Source organism: Streptomyces sp. DH24 (assembly GCF_029813775.1).
Lineage (GTDB): Bacteria > Actinomycetota > Actinomycetes > Streptomycetales > Streptomycetaceae > Streptomyces.
Genome location: NZ_JARVKW010000027.1, coordinates 1 through 21,277, shown reverse-complemented (window position 1 = coordinate 21,277; position 21,277 = coordinate 1). Strand labels below are relative to the sequence as shown.

14 protein-coding genes and 1 pseudogene are annotated in these 21,277 nt (G+C 72.1%); 2 read left to right on the top strand and 13 right to left on the bottom strand.

Features of this window, described 5'->3' with window-relative positions:
• Nucleotides 1–74: 74 nt before the first annotated feature.
• From QC282_RS21460 to proB, 4 genes are all read right to left on the bottom strand, one after another.
• Nucleotides 75–653 (bottom strand): hypothetical protein, encoded by a 579-nt coding sequence (locus tag QC282_RS21460; protein WP_279551149.1) that lies wholly within the window; start codon nt 651–653, stop codon nt 75–77.
• Between the two features lie 75 nt (nt 654–728).
• Nucleotides 729–2,015 carry a glutamate-5-semialdehyde dehydrogenase gene (locus QC282_RS21455; RefSeq protein ID WP_279551148.1) on the bottom strand — a complete coding sequence of 429 codons (1,287 nt, stop codon included), beginning with the start codon at nt 2,013–2,015 and terminating at the stop codon, nt 729–731.
• 81 nt (nt 2,016–2,096) lie between these two features.
• A complete protein-coding gene (locus QC282_RS21450; protein WP_279551221.1) occupies nt 2,097–2,552 on the bottom strand; it encodes a hypothetical protein in 456 nt (151 codons plus the stop codon).
• Between the two features lie 204 nt (nt 2,553–2,756).
• The gene (gene proB / locus QC282_RS21445) at nt 2,757–3,938 is read right to left on the bottom strand and encodes a glutamate 5-kinase (RefSeq protein ID WP_279551147.1); all 1,182 of its coding nucleotides are present in this window, start codon (nt 3,936–3,938) and stop codon (nt 2,757–2,759) included.
• Nucleotides 3,939–4,129: 191 nt separating this feature from the next.
• On the opposite strand from proB, the gene QC282_RS21440 reads away from it, so the two are divergent.
• A complete protein-coding gene (locus QC282_RS21440; protein ID WP_279551146.1) occupies nt 4,130–5,563 on the top strand; it encodes a polysaccharide pyruvyl transferase family protein in 1,434 nt (477 codons plus the stop codon).
• Between the two features lie 253 nt (nt 5,564–5,816).
• Nucleotides 5,817–7,856, top strand: a complete 2,040-nt coding sequence (locus QC282_RS21435) for a hypothetical protein (protein ID WP_279551220.1) — start codon at nt 5,817–5,819, stop codon at nt 7,854–7,856.
• On the opposite strand, the pseudogene QC282_RS21430 reads toward QC282_RS21435, so the two are convergent.
• The 9 genes and pseudogenes from QC282_RS21430 to QC282_RS21390 all read right to left on the bottom strand — a co-directional run.
• Nucleotides 7,825–8,655, bottom strand: a pseudogene (locus QC282_RS21430) (glycosyltransferase family 2 protein); the annotation flags it as partial. The gene QC282_RS21435 and the pseudogene QC282_RS21430 overlap by 32 nt on opposite strands.
• A 129-nt stretch (nt 8,656–8,784) precedes the next feature.
• A complete protein-coding gene (locus QC282_RS21425; RefSeq protein ID WP_279551145.1) occupies nt 8,785–10,890 on the bottom strand; it encodes a hypothetical protein in 2,106 nt (701 codons plus the stop codon).
• Between the two features lie 159 nt (nt 10,891–11,049).
• Entirely contained in the window at nt 11,050–12,549 is a 1,500-nt protein-coding gene (locus QC282_RS21420) for a bifunctional cytidylyltransferase/SDR family oxidoreductase (protein ID WP_279551144.1), read from the bottom strand.
• Nucleotides 12,550–13,300: 751 nt separating this feature from the next.
• A complete protein-coding gene (locus QC282_RS21415; RefSeq protein ID WP_279551143.1) occupies nt 13,301–14,851 on the bottom strand; it encodes an alkaline phosphatase in 1,551 nt (516 codons plus the stop codon).
• 206 nt (nt 14,852–15,057) lie between these two features.
• Complete coding sequence (locus tag QC282_RS21410; RefSeq protein ID WP_279551142.1) at nt 15,058–15,459, bottom strand: FG-GAP repeat protein; 402 nt, start codon at nt 15,457–15,459, stop codon at nt 15,058–15,060.
• Between the two features lie 224 nt (nt 15,460–15,683).
• Nucleotides 15,684–17,120: a GTPase ObgE gene (obgE, locus tag QC282_RS21405; protein ID WP_279551141.1), complete on the bottom strand. Its 1,437-nt coding sequence runs from the start codon at nt 17,118–17,120 to the stop codon at nt 15,684–15,686.
• A 104-nt stretch (nt 17,121–17,224) separates the two neighbouring features.
• Nucleotides 17,225–17,479, bottom strand: coding sequence for a 50S ribosomal protein L27 (gene rpmA / locus QC282_RS21400; protein WP_010041940.1), 255 nt, complete (start codon nt 17,477–17,479; stop codon nt 17,225–17,227).
• Between the two features lie 14 nt (nt 17,480–17,493).
• Nucleotides 17,494–17,814 carry a 50S ribosomal protein L21 gene (gene rplU, locus QC282_RS21395; protein WP_004931419.1) on the bottom strand — a complete coding sequence of 107 codons (321 nt, stop codon included), beginning with the start codon at nt 17,812–17,814 and terminating at the stop codon, nt 17,494–17,496.
• A gap of 255 nt (nt 17,815–18,069) precedes the next feature.
• Nucleotides 18,070–21,277, bottom strand: a 3,208-nt coding sequence (locus tag QC282_RS21390; protein ID WP_279551140.1) for an Rne/Rng family ribonuclease, incomplete at its 5' end; no start/stop codon positions are given.

Below are 21,277 nucleotides of genomic sequence, written 5' to 3'. Positions count from 1 at the left end.
CAGGTTCTCACCAAGGTCGCGGACCGCCCTCCCGGCCGGTGCGGGTCCGGGCCCCGGCGCCGCCCGGCGGCTGTTCAGGGGGTGCGCGGCAGCACGGGGACGGCCGGCGGGGAGTGGTCGGCGGACGCGGAGGGGGAGGCCCCCGTGCCCTGCTCCAGGCCGGTCGAGGCCGGTGGCGGGATCTGGTCGCGGCTGCCCGAGGAGGCGCCCCGGTAGACGGCCGTGAAGGCCAGGGCGACCATGCCGACGCCCATCAGCACGGCGAGCACCCAGGCCACGGGGCGGTGCCAGCGGATCTGTCTGCCGTGGCCCGGTCCGCCGTGGCGGCCGCCGGGGAAGTCCGGGTCGAGGTCGTCGCCGTCGTCCCAGTCCTGGTCGTGGTCGAAGTCGCCGTGGTCGTCGGGTCCGTATCCGTCGCCGTAGTGCTCGCCACGGGCCCGGTCGCGGCGCGCCTCGGCCTCGGCGGCCTCGCGTCTGGCGCGGGCGGCGGCCAGGAGGCGTTCGACGGCGGTCGGCTCGTGCACCTCGGCCGCCCGTACGAAGGCCTCGTCGAAGACCACGGAGGCGAACTCTTCGTCCGACACCCCGCGGTCGTGGTCGTCGTCGGGCTCCCAGCCGTCAGGGAACGGCGAACCCCCCACGTCCTCCGGCACGGGTCCAGAGTAGACCTGGGGGGTCGTTTTGGGCAGACGGTACGGAATTTCGTCCGTATGCCGAGAGGGCCGGTGTCAGCGGCGTACGTGCCCGTCGCCGGTGACGATGTACTTGGTGCTGGTGAGCTCGGGAAGGCCCATCGGGCCCCGGGCGTGCAGCTTCTGGGTGGAGATGCCGATCTCGGCGCCGAAGCCGAACTGGCCGCCGTCGGTGAAGCGCGTGGAGGCGTTCACGGCGACGGTGGTGGAATCGACCAACTGGGTGAAGCGGCGGGCGGCCTGCTGCGAGGTCGTCACGATCGCCTCGGTGTGGCCGGACGTCCACAGCCGGATGTGCTCGACGGCCTTGTCGAGCGAGTCGACCACGGCGGCGGCGATGTCGTAGGAGAGGTACTCGGTCTCCCAGTCCTCCGGCGTGGCCTCGACCACGGTGGCCCGGGACTCCTTGGCGTACGCCGTCACGCGCTCGTCGGCGTGCACGGTGACCCCGGCGTCGGCGAGGGCGTCCAGGGCACGCGGCAGGAACTCGGGGGCGATGTCCTGGTGGACCAGGAGCGTCTCGGCGGCGTTGCACACGCTGGGCCGCTGCGCCTTGGAGTTGATCAGGATGTCGATGGCCGTGTCGAGGTCGGCGTGGGCGTCGACGTAGACGTGGCAGTTGCCGGTGCCGGTCTCGATGACCGGGACGGTGGACTCCTGGACGACGGTGTTGATCAGGGAGGCGCCGCCGCGCGGGATGAGCACGTCGACCAGGCCGCGGGCCCGCATCAGCTCGCGCACGCTGTCGCGGCTCTCGCCGGGCACCAGCTGGACGGCGTCGGCGGGCAGGCCGGCGCCGCCGACGGCGTCCCGCAGGACGCGCACCAGGGCGCTGTTCGACTCGTAGGCGGAGGCGGAGCCGCGCAGCAGGACCGCGTTGCCGGACTTCAGGCACAGGGCGGCGGCGTCGACGGTGACGTTGGGGCGGGCCTCGTAGATGATGCCGACGACGCCGAGCGGGACGCGGACCTGGCGCAGGTCGATGCCGTTGGGCAGGGTGCCGCCGCGCACGACCTCGCCGACCGGGTCGGGCAGCGCGACGACGTCCCGCACGTCGGAGGCGATGGCGCGGACGCGCTCCGGGGTGAGGGTGAGCCGGTCGACGATGGCCTCGCTGGTGCCGGCCTCGCGGGCCTTGGCGACGTCCTTGGCGTTGGCCTCGACGATCTCGCTCGTACGGACCTCCAGGGCGTCCGCGATGGCGAGCAGCGCGTCGTCCTTCTCGGCGCGCGGGAGCGGCGCGAGGGTGGCGGCGGCGGCCTTGGCACGGTAGGCGGCCCGGGTGACCGGGGACATCGAGTCGTACGGCGAGAGCGTGGTCATGAGGGAAGGGTAGTGCGCCGGGAGCCGACGTTCACCGGTCATCCCAAACCGCGAGACAGGTGATGAACGGGGGCAAGCGCGTCAAAAGGGGTGGACGCCGACCGGGCTCGCGGGCGGCGGGCCGTACCCCTCGGCGAGGCGCTGGTGGTAGGTCGCGCGGTCGATGACCTCCAGGCCGACGATCTCCCAGGGCGGCAGGCCCGCGCTCTGGCGGTGCTCGCCCCACAGGCGCAGGGCGACCGCGGCCGCGTCATGCAGGTCGCGGGCCTCCTCCCAGTACCGGATCTCGGCGTGGTCGCCCGCGTATCTGCTGGTCAGCAGGAAGGGGTGGTCGTGGGCGAGCTGTTCGAGGGAACGCCGGACCTTCTCGATCGGGGCCTCCTCGCCGGAGACGCTGAGCGTGACGTGCCACAGGCGGGGCAGGTCCTTTGCCTCGCCCTCGAACCGGTCTCCCGCCGCGACGCTCGTCAGGGCCCGCTCCCGGCCGTTCGCGCGGGAGCCCGCGGCACCGCGGGACGCGGCCGCCCCAGGGCGCACTCGTCTCACGACGGCCTCCTTTACGCATGGGCTCGCACGGTGCACGCGCACCGCGCACGAGCGGAACGTGTCGCCGAGACAAAGTTGAGCAGGCCGCAAGAGTCCGCGGGGCGGGTTTTACGGAACGTCCACCGAGGAGGGCCGACGTTTCGGAACATATTCGGAACATAAGGGGCGCCTTGGCCGAGGCGCCCACGGACGTCCTTACGGGTGCAGGACGACCAGGTCGTCCCTGTGTACGACCTCGCGTTCGTATGCGGCGCCGAGCTCGCGGGCCAGCTCCCGGGTGGAACGGCCGATCAGCCGGGGGATCTCCTTGGCGTCGAAGTTGACCAGGCCGCGGGCCACCGCCCGCCCGGTGCCGTCGCGCAGCTCCACCGGGTCACCGGCGCTGAACTCGCCCTCCACGGCGGCGATTCCGGCCGGCAGCAGCGACTTGCGGCGCTCGACGACCGCGCGCACGGCACCGTCGTCGAGGGTGAGCGAGCCCTGCGGGGTGGAGGCGTGCTGGAGCCACAGCAGCCGGTCGGCGGAGCGCTTGCCGGTGGGGTGGAAGTAGGTGCCGGTGTCGTTGCCGGCGAGGGCGTCGGCCGCGCGGACGGCGCTGGTCAGCACGACGGGGATGCCGGCGGCGGCGGCGATCCGGGCGGCCTCGACCTTGGTGACCATGCCGCCGGTGCCGACGCCGGCCTTGCCCGCGCTGCCGATCTCGACGTCAGCCAGGTCCTCCGGGCCCCGGATCTCGGCCATCCGGGAGGTGCCCGGCCTGCTCGGGTCGCCGTCGTAGACGCCGTCCACGTCGGACAGCAGCACCAGCAGGTCGGCGCGGACGAGGTGGGCGACGAGGGCGGCGAGCCGGTCGTTGTCGCCGAAGCGGATCTCGTCGGTCGCCACGGTGTCGTTCTCGTTGACGATCGGGAGGGCGCCCATCGCGAGCAGCTTGTCCAGCGTGCGGGAGGCGTTGCGGTGGTGGGCGCGGCGGCTCATGTCGTCGGAGGTGAGCAGGACCTGGCCGACGCGGACGCCGTAGCGGGCGAAGGAGGCCGTGTAGCGGGCCACGAGCAGGCCCTGTCCGACGCTGGCGGCGGCCTGCTGGCGGGCCAGGTCCGTCGGCCGGCGCCGCAGCCCCAGCGGGGCGAGCCCCGCGGCGATGGCGCCGGACGAGACCAGGACGATCTCCCGCTCGCCTGCGCCCGCCCGCCTCCCACCGCCGCCCTCGACCGGGGCCTTTCGGGCCACCCCTTCGTTCCGCACCTTGGCGAGCACGTCGACGAGCGCGTCGACCCGGTCGGCGTCCAGTCCGCCCGACGCGGTGGTCAGCGACGAGGAACCCACCTTGACGACGATCCTGCGGGCTTCTCTCACGCCCTGCCTTGCCCCTGCCACCTTGGCTTCTTTCCCCTCGTGCGCGTTCGTGCCCCGCTCGGCAATCTACGCGAACGGGCCCCGGCGCCGCGCGCCGGTCCACCACCCGGGACACACGCCGTGTGACGTGCCGCTCACCGGCCGCACACGGCGAAAAGGTTGTGCTGGTTGCCTGTAGAAATCAAATGAGCGGTGAACCTACGTTGAACGGCGTGGCACCCAAAGATCGCGACGTTCGTTCCGCGCTGCCCCCGAAGCGCGTCCTCCTCCGTTCGGGAAAGAGCCCGTACGACGTCGTTCCGGTGGAGGAGGCCCTGCACCGGGACGTGATCGCCACCAACTCCGGCAACCTGATCTTCAGTGACGCCGCGCACAAGATCCTCCAGACGCCGCACACCGAGGTCGTCTCCAACGGCATCCGCAGCGACGTCTCGGCGGCGAGCCGCATCAACCAGGAGTACGACGCCTTCGTCGTGCCGCTCGCCAACGCCTTCCGCCCGTCGTTCGAGCCCCAGCTGAAGCGGCTCACACGGCTGATCAGCAGGCTGCGGATACCCGTCGTCGTGCTGGGCGTCGGCGCGCAGACCGGGCTGGGCTACGACCCGGCCCGGCTGAAGCCCATGGAGCCGGCGGTGCGCGAGTTCGTCTCCGCGGTGCTCGACCGCAGCGCCTCGATCGGGGTGCGCGGCGAGTTCACCGAGCAGTACCTCAAGGACATGGGCTTCCGGGACGTCGAAGTCATCGGCTGCCCATCGCTGTTCCTGCACGGCAAGGACCTCACCGTGCGCAAGCGGGTCCCGGAACTGACCGCCGACTCCCGGATCGCCGTCAACGGCTCGCACAACGCCGTGCGGAAGCAGGGCATGGGCCGGATCATCGACCGCGCCCACGCGCGCTACCCGCACCTGCGCTACATCGGCCAGAACCTCAGCGACGCGCGGCAGTTGCACTGGCGGGACCTGTCCGACCCGAACGCGCGCGTGACCGCGATGCCGACGCACCCCGACCACCCGATGTACCGGGAGGACAAGGTCCGCGTCTACATCGACCCGGTCACCTGGATCGACGACCTGCGCGCCTTCGACTACTCCTTCGGCTCCCGCATCCACGGCAACATCGCGGCCCTGCTGGCCGGCACGCCCGCGACGGTGCTGTGCGGCGACTCCCGGACGCTGGAGCTGTGCCGCTACTTCGAGATTCCGCACCGGCGGATCGACGAGCTGCCCGCCGACGTCGACCCGGCGACGCTGTACGAGGAGGCCGACTTCGGCGCGCTGACGGGCAACCACCACCAGCGGTTCGAACGGTTCACGGCGTTCCTGGACCGCAACGGGCTGCAGAACACCTTCACCCACGGCGACGGCGGCGCCGCCTTCGACCGGCGCATGCGGTCACTGGCGTTCCCGCCGGGTATCCGGCCCTGGAACGACACCGGCATCGCCGAGCTCGGCGCCCGCTTCGGCTGGCTCAACAGCAGGGTCACGGAGCTGACCGCGGACAACGCGCGGCTGAAGCGGGAGCTGGCCCGCGCCAGGACCGGCGCGAAGGCCGCCGCGGCGGCGCCGGTGACCGCCTCGGTGTACCGCAAGGCGCGCCGCGTGGTCGGCCGGCCGCTGCGCAGGGCGCTGCAGGGCGGCCGCCCGTAGTCGGTGGAGGGGCACCCCCGCCGGCGCTGGGGGGAGGGGACTGGAACGGGGTCGATTCGGAGCCGTAGACTCCGCGACACCTCCCAGGCATGTACACGCGCGTGTCGTCCGATGGCCGGCCGGCGTTAACCCTGGAGCACGTCTCGCGACGACCCCTGGAGTTCCCGCAGTGCCCCTACCCTCCGCCCGCCGGCGTCCCGGACGCCGGACCTCGATAGCCCCGACCTCGTCGGAGCCCACGACGAGACGGCGGCTGCCCCACCGGCAGACCGTCGCCAAGCTGCTCGTCATCGCCACCCTGGCCGCCGCCTTCGCCGCGCAGGCGCTGGCCGCCCTCCGCCCGGACATCGCGCTCCTGGTGACCGCGACCGTCGTGTCCCTGGCGGTCGAGGGCGTCGTGTACCGCTGGCAGCGCGGCATGCTGACGCTGTTCGCCAAGTCGCACGCGGACGTCACCGTGCGGCACGTGCTGCGCGACCTGCTCATCGTGGCCGGCCTGCTGCGCCTCGGGGAACAGGACCGGGAGACCGAGTACGCCGTCCTCCTCGTCGGCCTGCTGTTCTTCTACGGGCTGCACTGCGCCGTCCAGGCGGTCTCCGTCCTGGTACGCCGCACCCGCACGCTGCCCGTCGTCACCCGCAACATCGACGCCTCGGCGCTGCGCCTGACCCCCGCACCGCACCGCCTGCTGCGCCGCCCCGGCGAGCGGCTGCTCCTCTTCGGCCTGCCCGCGACCGCGGGGCTGCTGGTCACGGCCGTGACCGACGCCGCGTACCAGGCGGCGATCGGTGTCTCGCTGTCCCTCGTGCTCACCCTGGCGGGCCTGGCCGCGCTGCTGGTGCGGCTGCTGCCGAGCCGCCGTCCGGCGGGCGAGCAGGAAGTGCTCGATTGGTTCGACGCGTGGCTCGCGGAGTACCGGCCGACCGTCGGGCTGTACTTCTCCGGCGGCGCCTCCTCGGCGTACCAGGCGAACATGTGGCTGGATCCCATCGCCAAGCTGGACGGGCGGCCGGTCATCGTGCTGCGCGAGCGGTTCATGGTGGACAAGATCGCGGCGACGGACATCCCCATCGTCTGCCTGCCGAAGGTGGCCACGCTGATGCGCCTGGAGCACTCCACGCTCCAGGTCCTCATCCACCCGTCCAACTCGGGCAAGACCTCGCAGGTGCTGCGCATCCCCACGATCCGGCACACCTTCGTCAACCACGGCGAGAGCGACAAGCTGTCCTCCTGCAACCCGTACGCGAAGGCGTACGACGAGGTGTGGGTGGCCGGTCCCGCGGCGCGTGAGCGGTACGCGCTCGCCGACGTCGGCGTCGAGGACAAGGACGTGGTGGAGACCGGCCGCCCGCAGCTGGACGCGGTACGGCCGTACGCGGGCCCGCCGACCGGTGCCTACACGACGGTGCTGTACGCGCCGACCTGGGAGGGCTGGGACGGCAACCCGGGCAACACGTCGGTGATCGAGGCCGGCGAGAACCTGGTGCGGGCGCTGGTCGCCGACCCGGGCGTGCGGCTGCTGTACAAGCCGCATCCGCTGACGGGGTCGGTCGACCCGCGTGCGGGCGCCGCCGACCAGCGGATCCGGGAGCTCATCCGGGCGGCGAACCGGGGCCGGACCGGACCGCGCCCCTCGGCCGACGCCGAACTCGAACTGGCGCGCCGCACCGAGGAGCTGGACCGGCTCACCGTGTCCGCGTTCCGCCGGGGCGCCGACCAGCTGGAGCGGATGCTGATCCAGTCCACGCCGGAGCCGGGCCGCGCGGACGCCGTGACCCGGGCGACGGCCGCCTGGGAGGAGGCGTACTGGGCGTCGCTGCCCGAGTGGGAGCACCAGATCGTCACCGCCGCCCGGCCCGCGCTGTACGCCTGCTTCAACAGGGCCGACCTGCTGATCAGCGACGTGTCCAGCGTGATCAGCGACTTCCTGGCGAGCGGCAAGCCGTACGCCGTGGCGAACACCAGCGGGCTGGACGAGGACGCGTTCCGCGCGGCCTTCCCGACGGTGGCGGCGGCGACCGTGCTGACGCCGGACGCGGCCGGGGTGCCCGCGCTGCTGGAGACGGTCCGCCGGCCCGAGCTGGACGAACTGGCCGAGGAGCGCGCCGCGTTGAAGCTGCGCCTGCTGGGCCCGGCCGAGCCGTCGTCGCAGGAACGGTTCAACGCGGCCGTCCAGGCGCTGTGCGCCCAGGCCCGGGAGCACCGGGCCCGCATGGCGGCGCGCCTGGCGGCGGACCTCCCCGGCCAGCGCCGGGAGGAGGTCATGCCGCAGCAGCCGTCCCTCCCGGCGTGACGTCGTCCTTCGGCGGCAGCAGTCGGCGCGCCCTGCGGGCGGCCCGCCGCACGAAGGAGTCGAACCCGCCCTCGCGGTAGCCCGGGTAGGCGCGGGCCTCCCGCGGCGCGGCGAGGTAGACGGCGTCGGGTATGCCGGCGCGGCGGTCACGGAAGTGCGGATAGGCAAGGTAGAGGCGGCGGCCCTTCTTCTCCAGGAGGGCCGCCGCCCGCTTCTTCGCCGCCACGAACGCCACGACGTCCGCCAGCAGGTCGGGCCGCCGCTCGGCGACCAGATGCAGCCGCAGCCGCTCGTGCACCTTGAGGTGGCGGGCGACGCCCTCGGTCCAGTGGGCGTCCATCAGCGGCCCGGCCAGCTCCAGCTTCCGGCGCCGTACGTCCTCGCCGTCCTTGAGGTACTTCGGCCCGAACTGCCCCAGCAGCGTGACGACGAACGGCCGCACCATGAGCAGGTCGCGCCGGTCACCGGCGGGCACCAGTTCGGCGATCAGGTTCATCAGGGCCCGCGCGGAGTCGAAGCGCAGGGTGTGGTCGCCGCTCTTGGTGACGTGTTTTCCGTCGGTGCGGCCCACCAGGTAGTAGCAGGTGTGGTCGGCGATCACGGACACCCCGTCGGCCCGCAGATACGCCTCCATCGTGAACAGCGCGTCCTCGCCCGTGAACAGCGACTCGTCGAACCGCATGCCGTGCCGGGTCAGCAGCTCGCGGCGGAACAGCTTCTGCGCGCTGAGCGTGAACTTGATGGCGGACGAGAACACGTCCGTGCGCTCCAGCGTGCGGCCCCACATCGACTTCGGCGCGCCGAGACGGGCGTTGGACGGCCGGGGTTGGGTGGACATGCCCGTGAATACGGTAAGAAGGCCGAAAAGGCCCGGTCCCCGGCGAGATCTCTCGCCGGGGACCGGGCCCTCCGTGTGAGTCCGGGCGGATCAGCCCGCGGGCAGGTCGGTGTCGCCCGTCGCGGTCACCCGCTGCGCGGGCATCGCCTCGGCCAGCCCGGTCTCCGCCTCGGCGGCGGCGAGCCGGGTGGCCTGGCCGACATTGCGCGTCTCGGCCTTCAGGGCGAGGTTCGCCACGGCGGTGTTGAACTGGTCGATGGACTCCGGCTCGTCCGGGCCCAGCAGGTACTGCTTGAGCTCCTTGCGGTCCTCGGCCAGCGCGTCGGCGGCCGGGTCGCGGACGGCGGCGAGCAGCGCGTCCAGCTCGACGGCGCTGTTGGACAGGATCACGGCGGCCCGCACCGCGGTGTTCTGCCGCTTGAACTCCTCCACACCCAGCTCGGCGGAGTCCGTGACCGCGTACGGCTTGCCGCTGGCGATGAAGTCCGAGACCACGCTGGAGATGTCGGAGACCATCGCGTCGGACACGTTGAAGCAGTCGTACAGGCGGGGCTGGGCGCCCGTGATGACGCGGTGCTCCCAGGTCGGGAAGGAGCGCCAGTAGGCGTCGTTCCACTCGGCGCGCAGCCGGGCGGTCTCCTCGTGCCGGGCCACGTCCACGATGCCGTCCCGGGAGGCCTCGGCCTCGTCGCCCTTCTCGGTGCCGCCGGCCAGTTCGGCGAGGCGGGCCTCGATACGGGCCAGCTCGGCCCGTGCGGCGGTCTGCGCGGCCGTGTCGGCGACGAAGCGGGGGTCGGCGGCGCGCTCGGCGGCGGCCTGCGTCACGAGGTCGGTGATCCGCTGGTGGGCGGCCTTGGCGAGCGGGCTGCGGGTGCCGGTGAACGGGTGCGGCTTGTACAGCACGCGGACCGGCGGGTCGGCGGTCACCAGCCGCCGCACGATGTTCTCGCCGGCGAGCAGGATCGAGGTGTTGCCGGGGTTGTCGTCCCAGCCCTCCCAGGTCGGCGCGTACAGCACGGTGGGGCAGCGTCCGTCGGGGGCGGTGCCCTGCCAGGTCTCGATCGGCGCGAGCTGCGGGCGGCCGACCTCCACGATGTCGTCGTCGCGGACGCCGACGTCGGCGATGGCGTAGCGGTCGCGGCCCGCGCGGCCGGCCGTCCACACCTCGTCGTAGACCTTGCTGTACGGGTTGACGCTGGCCAGCTTGTCGCTGTCGCCGTGGCCGATGAAGACGTGCTTCATGGTGGGCACGCGCAGCAGGTGGATGTTCTTGCCGACGTTCGCCGCGTAGAGCGCCACCCGCACCGTGGACAGGTCCATGTTCATCAGGTGCACCCCTCCGGGCACGCAGATGACGGGGACCGTGGTGGGCGCGAGGTTGTTCAGTATGGCCCGCTCGCGGAGGATGATCAGCGGCCTGGTGTCCAGCTGCTCCATCGTTTCCAGCCACATGTTGACCTGGTACGCGGAGTCCCTGGAACCGGAGAAGTAGAGCACCGTCTCCGGCCGGTACTCGGCCAGCCAGTCGTCGACCGCGGCGAGGACGATCTCGGCGCGCGGCGGGATCCGCGTGGCCCGGACGAACGGCAGCAGCGCGGCGACGTACGCCACGGCCAGCGCCACCGTGAGACCGATGCCCACGAACCCGGGCACGGACGTCTCCAGGCCCGCGGCGGTCACGATGCCGGCCACCGCGAAGAGGTCGAGGTGGAGCATCTTCTCGGCGGAGCGGTGCAGCAGCCGGCGCGGCGGGGCGTCCGGGATGCGGAGCCGGGCGGCCAGGTCGACGTTGCGGGTGGCGACCGGCATCTTGCGGCGGTTGCGGATCAGCGTGACCAGGGCGCCGTGCGGTGCCTGGAGGCCGTAGAAGGCGATGAAGCACGCTATGGCGCCGTAGTAGATCAGGTTGTCCGCGAGGGACAGCCGGGCCAGCAGCAGGATCAGCAGCAGCTGGCGGATCAGGAAGCGGATCGACAGACCGGCGCGCACCTTGCTGAGGCGGTTGACCAGGTAGCTGCCCCTGCGGTGCAGATAGTGGTCCGCCAGGTACGTCACGGCGGCCGCGGCCGCGAAGGCGGGAACGCTCGGGACGAGCGCGGCCAGCATGAGTGCCGGGAAGCCCAGCATCATGAGGGCCGCCGCGGCCAGCTCGGCCGCGCTGCCCACGCGGGCGACGCGAATAGCGGTGGATATCACGGAGAACCTGCTCTGAGAGGGGTGCCGGTTGTCAAAGCCGAGAAAGTCCGGAAAAGACCCTGTGAACGCTCCGGGAAATTTACGGACTCAGGCCCCTGTGAATGCTCCGCGAACGGGCAGCCACAGAGGCCTGAATATCAGAAGGCTATTTGAAGTTGATTATGCCACGCCGTCCTGCCGGTCAAGAACACTGGCCAGGGCCTGCTCGAAGCCGGAGGCCTTCCCGGCCGCCGCCGTCGGGTCCTGCTGTCGGACGTCGATCACGTGCCCGGTGAGCTCGGAAAGCAGCACGTCGAGCGAGGTACGGGCCACGGCCGCGGAGGACAGCAGGCTGCCCTGCGGCTCCTGGCCGAAGGCCTTGGTGCGCATCGGCGTGGCCGTGCGCTCCGGGTTGACGCAGTTCACACGAACGCCCTCGCCTGCCCACTCGTCCGAGAGCGCCTGGGTGAGATTCACCATGGCGGCCTTGGTCGAGGAGTACAGGCTGTACTCGGCCCGGCCCCGCGTGTAGCTGCTGGAGGTGTACAGCAGCAGCTGGCCCTTGGTCTCGGCCAGGTACTTGTACGAGGAGCGGGCGATCTGCACCGGGGCCAGGTAGTTGACCTTCAGCGCCTCCTCGATGGTGGCGTTGTCGGTCTCGGCCAGCTTGCCGATGCGCAGCACGCCCGCGGTGTTGACGACGAAGTCGATGCGCCCGGTCTCGGCGTACGCCTTGGACAGCGCGTCGTCGACCTCCTCCGGGTTCTCCACGTGGGTGCCGGTGGTGGAGCGGCCCAGCGCGTACACCGTGGCCCCGTAGGACTCGGCGAGTTCGGCGATGTCCTTGCCGATGCCGTACGAACCGCCGAAGACGACCAGGGTCTTGCCGGTCAGCAGCTCGCGGTAGGCCTCCTCGCCGTTCTGCTCGGGCGTGGCCGTGGAGGCCAGCTGGAACAGCTTGTCGGCGATGAAGACGTCGACGGGCTGGGTGACCTTCATGTTGTACTCGTCACCCGCGACGACGTGGATCGGCACGTCCGGCAGGTACTTGAGCACGACCGAGCAGTCGTCCGTGGCCTGGAAGTTGGGGTCGCCGGCGGCGACCTCGTAGGCGCGGCGGATCGTGGACAGCTTGAAGGCCTGCGGCGTCTGGCCGCGGCGCAGCCGGGAGCGGTCCGGGATCTCGGTGATGAACTCGCCGTCCTCGCCGTGCGTGCGGGTCACGATGATGGTGTCCGCGGACGGGATGGCGACGTCGACGGCCTGGTAGCGGTCCAGCGCGGCGACGCAGTCGTCGATGACGCGCTGCGACAGCAGCGGGCGCACGGCGTCGTGGAAGAGGACGTTGAGGTCCTCGCCCTCGCCGAGGCCCTCGCGCAGGGCGGAGATGGCGCGCTCGGTGGTCTCGTTCCGCGTGGCGCCGCCCTCGATGACCCTGGAGACCTTCTTGAACCCGGCCTTGGCGACGATCTTCTCGACATCGGGCACGTAGCCCGGCGCCATCAGGACGATGATGTCGTCGATCGAGTCGGCCTTCTCGAAGGTGGTCAGGGTGTGCTCGATGACTGCCTTGCCGGCGATCTTCAGCAGCTGCTTGGGGATCGACAGACCCACGCGCTGACCGGTACCACCAGCCAGGATCACTGCGGTGGTACGGGGCTTGTCTATGTGCTGGGACACAGGTGACCTACCTTGGGGCGACAGGGAACCTGGAAATGGTCCCACTTGTGGTTACCGCAGTGCAAGGTGAGCGCCCTTCGCTGCAAATGTGCGCGCAACCTGTCATTCACCTTGCACTCCTGATGATGGCGAGTTCTCCCCGTGAACGAGCGCAGCCACCTCTGACAATTGCTGTGAGTAACTCCACAGGAGTACGGCACCGCGCTGGTGACGCCGTGTCGGTTCAACACTGTCGCAGTTTCTTCGGGCAGCGGTGCCCGAGCACTTTCACGGGCTCCTTCGACGGAGTCCGATGAACCGTACGCGTCTTCGCGGGGCTCGTGTGCCACCCGGTGTGCCGACCACCGCGGCGAGCGCCCCGTAGAGCGCCTGGGCGGCCACCTCGGGGGCGAGACGCGGCTCGCCGTGCGCCGGAGCCGCGGGTATCCCGCGAGACCGCGCCGCCCCGCACGAGCCGTGAATACGGCTCACCGGGAAGGCCATTGCGGCGGAATTCCTTGTTCAGGTGCCGCGGCATTTCGGTTTCGGCCGGAGTGAGAGAACGGTTCGCCGCGTCGGGTCGTGTGCGGGCCGCTGTGCGGCAGCCGGATGTCGGCCGGGCAGCGGGGCGGTCACGGCCGTCCCGTCACCCCGGCGAGTCTTGCGAACAGATCCGTCTCCATGGTCACGGGACGCCGGGAGAACGGTCTGAGGACGGGCCGGGAGGAGTCCGGGACGGCGACGAGTCCCGGGCTCCTCCCGCGCCGCGGTGTCAGGCCAGCCGGACGCCGGGCCGCCCCGCGTCCACGCGCAGCCGGGCGAGGGTGCTCGCGGCGGCGCGCGGCGCGCGGACCGTGTCGACCACCCGGACCTGGGCGTCGATGCCGTCGCGGCGGATGTCGAACAGGTGGTAGCCGCGGTGGGCGTCGAGCAGCTTCCAGTGCGGGTTGTCCGCGCGGCGCGGGTCCCACTCGGCCCGGAAGGCGGCCTGGTCCTGGTCGCCGTTGCTGGAGATGGAGGTGCCGACGAACTCGGCGCCCACGACGGCGGAGTCCGGGTCCGCGTAGTCCTCCTTCAGGTCACTGATCATCGTCAGATGGCGGTCTCCGGTGAGCACGACCGGGTTGCTGACCCTCTTGAACTCCCGCATGAACGCGTTGCGTTCGGCCTGGTAGCCGTCCCAGGCGTCGTAGAACCAGAGCTTGCCCTCGCCGACCTTGAGGTCGGTCTCGGCCATCATGATCTGGGAGGCGATCAGGTTCCAGCGGGCGGGCGAGTCGTGCAGCCCGTCCAGCAGCCACCGCTTCTGCTCGGCGCCGAGCATCGTGAGCTTCGGGTCCTGGGCGCCGGCCTGGCTGGTGGCCTGGTCGCTGCGGTACTGCCGGGTGTCCAGCACGTTGAGCCGGGCGAGGCGGCCGAAGTCCAGGCGGCGGTACATCCGGATGTGCGGGCCGTTCGGGACGGCGGTGGCACGCACCGGCATGTGCTCGTAGTACGCCTGGTAGGCGGCCGTCAGCCGGGCCACGAACGCGTCGTGCGGCTGCTTGGCCGGGTCCTGCGGGATGTCGCCGGCGAAGTCGTTGTCGACCTCGTGGTCGTCGAAGGTGACCACGAACGGGGCGTTGGCGTGCATCGCGGCCAGGTCGGGGTCGCTGCGGTACTGGGCGTACCGGTTGCGGTACTGGGTCAGGCTGTACGGCTCGCCGGTCCCCTCGTGGCGGCGGACGCCCGTCGAGGAGGGCGTGGACTCGTAGATGTAGTCGCCGACGAAGACCACGACGTCCGGGTCCTGCTCCAGCATGTCGGCGTACGGCGTGAACCAGCCGTGCTGCCAGTTCTGGCAGGACGCGAGGGCCACGCGCAGCCGTCCGCCCGCGTCGAAGCGCCGGGGCGCGGTGCGGGTGCGGCCGGTCCGGGAGAGCTGTCCGCCGACGCGGAAGCGGTACCAGTACTCGCGGTCCGCGCGCAGCCCGCGTACGTCCACGTGCACGCTGTGGCCGTACTCCGGCCGGGCCTGGGAGGTGCCCCGGCGGACGACCCTTCTGAACCGGGCGTCCTCGGCGAGCTGCCACTCCACCGGCACCGCCCGGTCGGGCATGCCGCCCCCGTTCAGCGGGTCGGGGGCGAGCCGCGTCCACAGCACGACGCCGTCGGGCAGCGGGTCGCCGGACGCGACGCCGAGACTGAACACGCCGTCGGACAGCGGGGTCTCGGCCGCCCGGGCGGAGCCCGGCAGCCACAGCTGGGCGGAGGCGGCGGCGCCGAGGGCGGCGGCACCGGCGGTCAGAAAGCGGCGTCGGTCGGGCGATACTGCACCGGTCATCGGCGAACTCCCTTGCCTCGCGTACCTCTTGGACACCCCACGAGGTGACGCGTCCGGGCGGTCCACCGGCTGAACGACGAGGTTCGCGTGCATGACAACTAGGCAGACAAGAGAGGACCCGTTGCGGCGGGGGAACGACGCGAGGAACGCGACGTGGCCGCAACGGGTCCGAAGGCCCGCCAACCGGCGGACGGGGGCGGGGTAGTTCAGTACGCGAAGCCCAGGCCGAGCCGGGCGTTCGTGCCGGTCGTGCCGGTCGTGCCGAGCACCGAGTGGCCGAACACGGTCGTCGCGTTCGGCGTGCCCACCGTCGTCGGGCCGGACCGGAAGGTCCACACGGACCCGGCGTCGCCGTTCTCCCCCGGCGCGCCGACGGCGAGGTCCGCGAGAGCGTCGTGGTGGGCGTCGGCGAGGTGCACGGACCTGCCGAAGTGGTCGTCCCGCTCGGCCCTGCCCGGGACGTCGGCGGTGTCCTGCGTGACCGTCGGGACGCCGGAACCGCTCGGGCCCGTGGCGCTGTCGTCCTGCGGTCCGGCGGTCGTGGCGGGCCCCGCCTGCGCCGCGGGGGCCGCCGCACCCAGCGCGGCGAGCAGCCCGACCGCGACCACCAGGGCGCCCCGGCTTCGCGGCCGTACGGACCGCCGCGGGCGCGGGGAGTGGGGGGACGGCGGCGACAGGGGCACGTCGACTCCGGGAACCTGGACGGCAGTTGAGCTACGGAAAAGCTCTCCGTGCCGCCCAGTACGACTCACCGGAAGGCGGGGTGGTGGCCCCGGGACACGCCGGGACTCTCCCCGTCGTCAGCCCGGGACCACTGCCGCGGCCGGTGCGGTCAGAACGGCTCGAAGCCGTCGAACTCGCGGTCCGCGTCGTCCAGTTCCGCCTGCTTGTCGCGACGCCGCTGCGCCGCCGGGCGGGCGCCGTCCAGCCGGTGGTCCTCGCCGCGCCGCCCGAGCATCTCGGCACCGGCCATGACGGTCGGCTCCCAGTCGAAGACGACCGCGTTGTCCTCGGGGCCGATCGCGACGCCGTCGCCGGACCGGGCACCGGCCTTGAGCAGTTCGTCCTCGACGCCGAGCCGGTTGAGCCGGTCGGCGAGGTAGCCGACGGCCTCGTCGTTGTTGAAGTCGGTCTGGCGCACCCACCGCTCGGGCTTCTCGCCGCGCACCCGGAACAGCCCGTCGTCCTCGCGGGTCACCGTGAAGCCGGTGTCGTCCACGGCCTTGGGCCGGATCACGATCCGCGTCGCCTCTTCCTTCGGCTTCGCGGCACGCGCCTTGGCGACCAGGTCGGCGAGCGCGAAGGACAGCTCCCTCAGGCCCAGGTGGGCCACGGCCGACACCTCGAAGACGCGGTAGCCCCGGGCCTCCAGGTCGGGCCGCACCATCTCGGCGAGGTCCTTGCCGTCCGGCACGTCGATCTTGTTCAGGACGACGATCCGGGGCCGCCTGTCGAGCCCGCCGTACTGCCGCAGCTCCTCCTCGATGACGTCGAGGTCGGAGACGGGGTCGCGGTCGGACTCCAGGGTGGCGGTGTCCAGCACGTGCACGAGCACGCTGCACCGCTCCACGTGGCGCAGGAACTCAAGGCCCAGGCCCTTGCCCTGGCTGGCGCCCGGGATCAGCCCCGGCACGTCGGCGATGGTGAAGACCGTCGAACCGGCCGTCACCACACCGAGGTTCGGCACGAGCGTCGTGAACGGGTAGTCGGCGATCTTCGGCTTGGCGGCGCTCAGCACCGAGATCAGCGAGGACTTGCCGGCGCTCGGGTAGCCGACCAGGGCCACGTCCGCGACGGTCTTCAGCTCCAGGACGATGTCCTGGAGGTCACCGGGCTCACCGAGCAGCGCGAAGCCGGGCGCCTTGCGGCGCGCGGAGGCCAGCGCGGCGTTGCCGAGCCCGCCCCGGCCGCCCTGCGCGGCGACGTACGAGGTGCCCTGGCCGACGAGGTCGGCGAGGACGTTGCCCGCCTTGTCCAGGACGACCGTGCCGTCCGGCACCGGCAGGATCAGGTCCTGGCCGTCCTTGCCGGAACGGTTGCCGCCCTCGCCGGGCTTGCCGTTGGTCGCCCTGCGGTGCGGGGAGTGGTGGTAGTCCAGCAGCGTCGTGACGGACTGGTCGACGGTGAGGATCACGTCGCCGCCCCGGCCGCCGTTGCCGCCGTCCGGGCCGCCGAGCGGCTTGAACTTCTCACGGTGGACGGAGGCACAGCCGTGGCCTCCGCTACCCGCGGCGACATGGAGCTCGACGCGGTCCACGAAGGTGGTCATGGGATGTGCCTCCAGTTACGTGCGTGAATGTCTTCAGGTCAACACGCGAAAGGCGGACCCGCTTCCCCGGGGGGAAGTGAGGTCCGCCTCGCGAATGCTTCCGGTCAAGCGACCGGAACGATGTTCACGACCTTGCGGCCACGGTGGGTGCCGAACTGCACCGAACCGGCCTGCAGCGCGAACAGCGTGTCGTCGCCGCCGCGGCCGACGCCCGCGCCCGGGTGGAAGTGGGTGCCGCGCTGGCGGACCAGGATCTCGCCCGCGTTGACGACCTGACCACCGAAGCGCTTCACGCCGAGGCGCTGAGCGTTGGAGTCACGACCGTTACGGGTGGACGATGCGCCCTTCTTGTGTGCCATCTCTCCTCAGTCCCTTACTTCGCAGCCGCGGGGATCTCAGTGACCTTGATCGCCGTGTACTGCTGGCGGTGGCCCTGACGACGGCGGTAGCCGGTCTTGTTCTTGTAGCGCAGAATGTCGATCTTCTGGCCCTTGTGGTGGTCCACGACCTCGGCCTGGACCTTGATGCCGGCCAGCACCCACGGGTCGCTGGTCACAGCGTCGCCGTCGACAACGAGCAGGGTCGAGAGCTCGACCGTGTCGCCAACCTTGGCAGTGGAAATCTTGTCAACCTCAACGATGTCGCCGACAGCAACCTTGTGCTGGCGACCACCGCTGCGCACGATGGCGTACACGCGGATCTCACTCTCTCGCTCGGGAACGGCACCCCCGCAGTCCAGCCGCCCGGCAACGGACGGCCTCTCCCGGCCAACCCTGTGACCGGGAGGAAGAGGTTTACGGGGATGTGGCCTGCCTATGGACACGCCGACGGTCAAGGTTACGGGGGACCGGCCTGAAGGGTCAAACCGGGCCCCTGCGGCGAGAAAGCGCGGGACCCCGAACCGCTCGGGGTCCCGCGCCTTCACCGGTACGGCAGAGGGCCGGGCGGGTCAGTCCTCCGTGGACGCCGTGACCGAGGACGGCGCCTGCTGGGCGGCCGCCGCGGTCTTCTTCGACGTCGTCTTCTTGGCGGCCGACTTGGTGGTCTTCGCCGTCGCCTTCTTGGCCGTCGTCTTCTTCGCGGCCGTCTTCTTGGCCGCGGTCTTCTTGGTGGCGGCCTTCTTCGCCGTCGCCTTCTTCGCCACCTTGCGGGCCGTCTTCTTGGCCGGGGCGGCCTCGTCGGCCGCCTCGCCCTCGGTGACGCCCTCGGCGGGCGTCTCCGCCTGCTCCGCCGCCGGCGCCGACGGGACGACCACGACGGCCGCCTCCTCGGACGCGGTGGGCGTCGTGGGCTTGCGCACGGCACGGCGCCTCGGGCGGGCCGGGGCGGCGCTCGCGGCGGGCGCCTCGGCCTCCGGGGCGGCCGGTGCCGCGACGGGCTCCTCGGCCTGCGGCTCGGACACCGGGGCCGGCTCGGACACGGTCACCACGGCGGCCTCGGCACCGGCGGGCGAACCGGCCGGCGCGGTGGCCTTGCGGGTCGCGCGACGGCGGGTGCGGCCCTTGGGCGCGGCCTCCTCGGCGGGCCGGGACGCGGGCTGCGGGGCGCCGGAGACGGCGTCCTCGACGGCCGCGGGCTCGGCCAGCGCCTCGGTGGCCGACTCGGGCTGCACCGGACGTTCGGCAGCCTCCTCGGCGGTCACGTCCTGCGCGGTCGGCGCCTCCTCGGCGGCGGGAGCCTCGGTCCTGGCCGGCTCCGGCTTCGCGGGCTCGGGCCTGACCGTCTCGCCGCGCGGTGCGCCCGCCGGGGCGGACGCCCTGCGGCTCGACCGACGACGCGAGCGGCCCCGGCCGGCCGCGGCCTCCGCCTCGGCGACGCTGCTGTACAGCTCCTCGTCCGGCGCGAACTCCGGCTCGGGCAGCGCCACCGGCTCGGCGACCTCGGCGACGACCTCGGCCTCGCTCTCCGCCTCCTGCTCGGCGGTCTCCACTGCGACGGCCGCCTCGTGCTCGTGCGGCTGCTCGGCCCCGGCCCGCGCACGCTTCTTGCGCTTGCCGCCGCCACCGGCCGCGGTCGGCTGGTCCAGGTGGACGATGACACCGCGGCCGTTGCAGTGCACGCAGGTCTCGGAGAACGACTCCAGCAGGCCCTGGCCGACCCGCTTGCGGGTCATCTGCACGAGGCCCAGCGATGTCACCTCGGCGACCTGGTGCTTCGTACGGTCCCGGCCCAGGCACTCCAGCAGACGGCGCAGCACCAGGTCCCGGTTGGACTCCAGCACCATGTCGATGAAGTCGATGACGATGATGCCGCCGAGGTCGCGCAGCCTGAGCTGGCGCACGATCTCCTCGGCCGCCTCCAGGTTGTTCCTGGTGACGGTCTCCTCGAGGTTGCCGCCCTGGCCGGTGAACTTGCCGGTGTTGACGTCGATGACGACCATCGCCTCGGTCCGGTCGATCACCAGCGAACCGCCGCTCGGCAGCCAGACCTTGCGGTCCAGCGCCTTGGCGAGCTGCTCGTCGATCCGGTACGTGGCGAAGACGTCGACCTCGGAGGTCCACTTCGACAGCCGGTCGGCCAGGTCGGGCGCCACGTGCGACACGTACCCGTGAATGGTCGACCAGGCCTCGTCGCCGCTGACGACGACCTTGGAGAAGTCCTCGTTGAAGATGTCGCGGACGACCCGGACGGTCATGTCCGGCTCGCCGTACAGCAGCGTCGGCGCGTTGCCGCTCTTGGCCTTCTTCTGGATGTCCTCCCACTGCGCCTGCAGACGCTCGACGTCGCGGCGCAGCTCGTCCTCGCTCGCGCCCTCGGCGGCGGTGCGCACGATGACGCCCGCGTCCTCGGGGACGATCTTCTTGAGGATGGTCTTCAGACGGGCCCGCTCGGTGTCGGGCAGCTTGCGGCTGATGCCGGTCATCGAGCCCTCGGGCACGTACACGAGGTAGCGGCCCGGCAGGGAGACCTGGCTGGTGAGGCGGGCGCCCTTGTGGCCGATGGGGTCCTTCGTGACCTGCACGAGGACGGACTGGCCGGACTTCAGGGCGGACTCGATGCGGCGCGGCCCGTTGGCCATGCCCAGCGCCTCGAAGTTGACCTCACCGGCGTACAGGACGGCGTTGCGGCCCTTGCCGATGTCGATGAAGGCGGCCTCCATCGACGGCAGGACGTTCTGCACCTTGCCGAGGTAGACGTTGCCGACGTACGACGTCGACTGCTCCTTGTTGACGTAGTGCTCGACGAGCACGTTGTCCTCGAGGACGCCGATCTGCGTGCGGTCGCCGTGCTGCCGGACGACCATGACGCGCTCGACGGCCTCGCGCCGGGCCAGGAACTCGGCCTCGGTGATGATCGGCACGCGGCGGCGGCCCTGCTCGCGGCCCTCGCGGCGGCGCTGCTTCTTCGCCTCCAGACGCGTGGAGCCCTTGATGGACTGCACCTCGTCGGACGGCTCGGCGGCCTTGCGGGGCTCGCGGACCTTGACGACGGTGCGCTCGGGGTCGTCCGGGGTCGGCTCGGCGTCGGTGCCGGTGTCACCGGCGCGGCGACGACGGCGACGGCGGCGACGGCTGCTGCTGGAACCCGCGCCCTGGTCGTCGCGGCCCCCGGAGGACTCGGCGTCCGCGAACTCCTCGGCGTCCTCCTCGGCCTGCTCGGCGGTGTCCTCGGCGTCCTGCGCGGCCTGCTCGGCGGCGGTCTCCTCGACGTCCGCGGAGTCGGACTCGGCCGACTCGCTGTCGGCGGCCTCGCCCCGGCGGCGGCGACGGCCGCCCCGGCGACGACGGCGGCGTGAGCCGGTCTCCTCGGAGTCCTCGCCCTCGGCGTGGTCCTCGGCCGACTCGTCGGCCTCCTCGGACTCGTCCTCGGCGGCGGGCACCTCGGCGGTCCGGCTCTCGGCGGTCCGGCTCTCGGCCTCGTCGGAGGCGGCACCGCGGCGGCGACGCCGGCGGCGGGACGCGGCGGGCTGCTCCTCCTGGAACGCCTCGGCCTCGGCCGTCTCCTCGGGCTCCTCGGGCTCCTCGGGCTCGTCGACCCCGGTAACCCCGGCCGCGGCCTCGGCGGCGGCGCGCTCGGGCGTCTGGAACCTGGGCTCGGTGAACACCGGCGGCTGGAACACGGCGACCGCGGGGCGCGCCGGGCGACGCGGCGACTCGGCCTCGTCGGACGCCGACGCCGACGCCGACGCGGATGCCGGTGCGGCGGGCTCGGGCTGC

Excerpts from the sequence above, each read along its gene's own strand:
- QC282_RS21455 (WP_279551148.1), bottom strand. The coding sequence starts at position 2,015 with ATGACCACGCTCTCGCCGTACGACTCGATGTCCCCGGTCACCCGGGCC.
- QC282_RS21415 (WP_279551143.1), bottom strand. The coding sequence starts at position 14,851 with ATGACCGGTGCAGTATCGCCCGACCGACGCCGCTTTCTGACCGCCGGT.
- obgE (WP_279551141.1), bottom strand. The coding sequence starts at position 17,120 with ATGACCACCTTCGTGGACCGCGTCGAGCTCCATGTCGCCGCGGGTAGC.
- rpmA (WP_010041940.1), bottom strand. The coding sequence starts at position 17,479 with ATGGCACACAAGAAGGGCGCATCGTCCACCCGTAACGGTCGTGACTCC.